This window comes from Bradyrhizobium pachyrhizi (assembly GCF_001189245.1).
Classification (GTDB): domain Bacteria; phylum Pseudomonadota; class Alphaproteobacteria; order Rhizobiales; family Xanthobacteraceae; genus Bradyrhizobium; species Bradyrhizobium pachyrhizi.
Genome location: NZ_LFIQ01000092.1, coordinates 1 through 3,904 on the forward strand (window position 1 = coordinate 1; position 3,904 = coordinate 3,904).

The window sequence follows — 3,904 nt, forward strand, 5'->3', positions numbered from 1 at the left end:
CTTCCAAGACACAGGGACCCATAACCACCGCACTTCGTTGTAGCGCGACGCTGGGGCCACAGCTCACTCTCACCACACAACCGCGTGGTTATGGGTCCCGGCTTTCGCCGGACGACGATTGAGTTGCGGATGCAGTCTCGCCTGACGGAATATTTCCGCGCTTGCCAAGGTCGCGTCGTCGGTTCAGAAAAACGCTCGAGCGAAGAAACGCCAGCGGAGAGCGATTTGACCATCAAGGGCAAGGCCTACATTGCCGGGATCTACGAACATCCCACCCGGCACGCACCCGATAAATCAACAGCACAGCTTCATGCCGAGGTCGCCAAGGGCGCGATCGAGGATGCCGGGCTCACCAAGGACGATATCGACGGCTATTTCTGCGCCGGCGACGCGCCGGGCGGGCTGTGGCCGATGGTCGATTATCTCGGCCTCAACACCAGGAAGCTCCGTCACGTCGACTCCACCGAGACCGGTGGCTGTTCCTATCTGATCCATCTCGGCCACGCCGCCGAGGCGATCGCTGCGGGCAAATGCTCGGTCGCGCTGGTCACGCTGGCGGGCAAACCGCGCACCGGCCCGATGCCGCCGCGCGCGTCCGGCGCCGAGGCCGATTTCGAATCCGCTTACGGGGCTACCACGCACAATGCCTATGGCATGTGTGCCATGCGCCATATGCACGACTACGGCACCACCTCCGAACAACTCGCCTGGATCAAGGTCGCGGCCTCGCATCACGCGCAATACAATCCGCATGCGATGCTGAAGGAAGTCGTCACCGTCGAGGACGTATTGAACTCGCCGATGATCTCCGATCCGCTGCACCGGATGGATTGCTGCGTCGTCACCGACGGCGGCGGCGCGATGATCGTCACGACGCCGGAGATCGCCAAGAGCCTGAAGAAGCCGCTGGTGCGCCTGATTGGCCATGGCGAGGCGATGAAGGGTCCGCGCGGCGGCAAGGATCTCGATCTGACCTACTCCGCCGGCGTGTGGTCCGGTCCGCGCGCCTTCGAGGAGGCGGGCGTGACGCCGAAGGACATCAAATACGCCTCGATCTATGACAGCTTCACCATCACGGTGCTGATGCAGCTCGAGGACCTCGGCTTCTGCAAGAAGGGTGAGGGCGGCAAGTTCGTCGCCGACGGCAATCTGATCTCGGGCGTCGGCAAGCTGCCGTTCAACACCGACGGCGGCGGCCTGTGCAGCAACCATCCCGTCAATCGCGGCGGCATGACTAAAATCCTCGAGGCTGTGCGCCAGTTGCGCGGCGAGGCGCATCCGAAGGTGCAGGTGAAGAACTGCGACCTCGCGATCGCCCACGGCACCGGCGGTCTGCTCGGCGTTCGCCACGCCGCCTCAACCTGCATTCTGGAGCGTGCGTGATGTCTGAAGCGAAGAAGTACAATGCCCCGGTGACCAATCCGGAGACCGCGCCGTTCTGGGAAGCCGCGAAGAAGGGCAAGTTCATGATCAAGCGCTGCAATACCTGCGGCGAAGCGCATTACTTCCCGCGCGCGATCTGCCCGTTCTGCTTCTCCGACAAGACGGTGTGGGAAGAGTCGAGCGGCGAGGCCACGGTCTACACCTACAGCCTGATGCGGAAGTCGCCGACCGGTCCCTATGCGATCGCCTACGTGACGCTGAAGGAAGGTCCGTCGCTGCAGACCAACATCGTCGATTGCGATCTGGAGCAGGTGAAGATCGGCCAGAAGGTGAAGGTGGTGTGGAAGCCGACCGACGGCGCCCCGCTGCCGTTCTTCACACCGGCCTAGAAAGTACCTTCTCCCCTTGTGGGAGAAGGTGGCGGCCGGAGGCCGCCGGATGAGGGGTTCTATCCGCGATAGAGATGCATCTGCGGAAGCAACCCCTCACCCAAGCGAGTTTGCGGCTGACGCCCGCGTAGCCCTCTCCCACAAGGGGAGAGGGCGCAGTAATGGGCACCGTGCCGTTAAGAATACATTCGGGGAGAAAACAACAATGCCGATCGTGTACGAACAGCTGATGGCCCTGAAGAATCTCGGCCAGAAATACAGCTACAGCGACCGCGACGTGATGCTCTATGCCTATGGCATCGGCTTGGGTGCCGATCCGATGGACGAGAAGGAACTCGCCTTCGTCAATGAGGGTGTGCTGACGCCGCGCCCGCTCAAGGTGGTGCCGACGTTTGCCTCGGTCGCGGCCTGGGGCGCCGGTCCCGGCGAGATGAACCTCAACCGCGTGATGGTGGTCGATGGCGAGCGCGACATCACCTTCCACAAGCCGTTCGCGACCGCGGCCCACATCACGGCCGACTCAACGGTGCTCGACGTGTTCGACAAGGGCAAGGACAAGGGCGCGGTGATCCGCCACCAGACCGTGCTGAAGGACGAGAAGGGCGAGAAGCTCGCCACGCTGGTCGCCTCGCGCTTCGCCCGCGGCGATGGTGGGTTCGGCGGCCCGTCCGACGGCCAGCCCGAGCCGCACAAGGTGCCGGAGCGCGCGCCGGACAAGGTCGTCGACATCACGACGCGGCCGGACCAGGCGCTGGTCTATCGGCTGTGCGGCGACCGCAACCCGCTGCATTCCGATCCGGAGTTTGCCAAGAAGGCCGGCTTCCCGCGGCCGATCCTGCACGGCATGTGCACCTACGGCATCACCTGCCGCGGCGTGCTGCAGACCTACGCCGACTACGATCCGTCCGCCTTCAAGCAGCACGTGGCGCGGTTCTCCTCGCCGGTGTTCCCCGGTGAGACCGTGACCATGGAGCTGTGGAAGGACGGCAATGTGGTGTCGTTCGAGGCCAAGGTGAAGTCGCGCGGCGTCACCGTGATCAAGAGCGGCAAGACGGTGCTGGCGTAGCTTTCCGTCATTCCGGGGCGATGCGAAGCATCGAACCCGGAATCTCGCGCCACAATCTCCGGATTCCGGGTTCGGCCCTGCGGGCTGCCCCGGAATGACAGGACAACGACAAGGGAGAAAACAACCATGGGATTACTCGACGGCAAGGTGGCGCTGATCACGGGCGCCGGCGGCGGGCTTGGTGAAGCCTATGCGAAGCTGTTTGCGCGCGAGGGCGCGGCCGTGGTGGTCAACGATCTCGGCGGCCCGCGCGACGGTTCGGGCTCCGACAAGTCGATGGCTGACAAGGTGGTCGACGCGATCAAGGCCGAGGGCGGCCGTGCGGTCGCCAACGGCGCCGACATCTCGACCTTGGCCGGCGGCCAGTCGGTGTTCGACGATGCCATCAAGCATTTCGGCCGCGCCGACATCCTGGTCAACAATGCCGGCATTCTACTCGACGAGACCTTCCACAAGGCCAAGGAAGCGAACTGGGACAAGGTGATGAAGGTGCACCTCAAGGGCACCTTCTGCTGCACCCAGCCGGTGTTCAAATGGATGCGCGACAATGGCGGCGGCGTCATCGTCAACACGTCCTCGACCTCGGGCCTGATCGGCAATTTCGGCCAGAGCAATTACGGCGCCGCCAAGGGCGGCATCTGGGGCCTGTCCAACGTGCTGGCGATCGAGGGGCGCAAGTACAACATCCGGATCTGGACCCTGGCGCCGGGCGCGCTGACCCGCATGACCGCGGACCTGCCGCGCTACAAGGAGAACCCGGGCGCGGCACTCGGCCCGGACGGCATCGCGCCGGCCGTGCTCTACATGGTCAGCGACCTGTCGGGCGACCAGACCGGCAAGGTCCTCGGCGTCTCGGGCCCGCGCGGGGTCCGCGAGATGCGGATGATGGAAATGGAGGGCTGGAAGCCGCCATTTACCGGCTGGAGGGCCGAAGACATCGTCACCCACGCCAAGGACATCTTCTTCTCCGAGGAGCAGATCAAGATGGGCGCGCGGCGGTTCTGATGCTACCTGTCGTTCCGGGGCGTCCGAAGGACGAACCCGGAACCTCGAGATTCCGGGTTCG

General features: G+C 64.3%; 4 protein-coding genes. All 4 read left to right on the forward strand.

Going from position 1 to position 3,904, the window contains the following annotated elements:
- Nucleotides 1-225: 225 nt before the first annotated feature.
- The 4 genes from AKL29_RS22595 to AKL29_RS22610 all read left to right on the forward strand — a co-directional run bounded on the left by AKL29_RS22595 (nucleotide 226) and on the right by AKL29_RS22610 (nucleotide 3,843).
- Nucleotides 226-1,383, forward strand: coding sequence for a thiolase domain-containing protein (locus AKL29_RS22595; protein WP_018272091.1), 1,158 nt, complete (start codon nucleotides 226-228; stop codon nucleotides 1,381-1,383).
- Complete coding sequence (locus AKL29_RS22600; protein WP_050385684.1) at nucleotides 1,383-1,772, forward strand: Zn-ribbon domain-containing OB-fold protein; 390 nt, start codon at nucleotides 1,383-1,385, stop codon at nucleotides 1,770-1,772. Before AKL29_RS22595 ends, AKL29_RS22600 begins: the two co-directional genes overlap by 1 nt.
- Nucleotides 1,773-1,977: 205 nt before the next feature.
- Nucleotides 1,978-2,838, forward strand: a complete 861-nt coding sequence (locus AKL29_RS22605; protein ID WP_028337617.1) for a MaoC family dehydratase — start codon at nucleotides 1,978-1,980, stop codon at nucleotides 2,836-2,838.
- A gap of 126 nt (nucleotides 2,839-2,964) precedes the next feature.
- Nucleotides 2,965-3,843, forward strand: a complete 879-nt coding sequence (locus AKL29_RS22610) for an SDR family oxidoreductase (protein ID WP_050385685.1) — start codon at nucleotides 2,965-2,967, stop codon at nucleotides 3,841-3,843.
- The last annotated feature ends 61 nt before the right edge of the window (nucleotides 3,844-3,904 follow it).

Bases quoted from the DNA above. Each gene is read 5' to 3' on its own strand.
- AKL29_RS22600 (WP_050385684.1), top strand. From the start codon at position 1,383: ATGTCTGAAGCGAAGAAGTACAATGCCCCGGTGACCAATCCGGAGACC.
- AKL29_RS22605 (WP_028337617.1), top strand. From the start codon at position 1,978: ATGCCGATCGTGTACGAACAGCTGATGGCCCTGAAGAATCTCGGCCAG.
- AKL29_RS22610 (WP_050385685.1), top strand. From the start codon at position 2,965: ATGGGATTACTCGACGGCAAGGTGGCGCTGATCACGGGCGCCGGCGGC.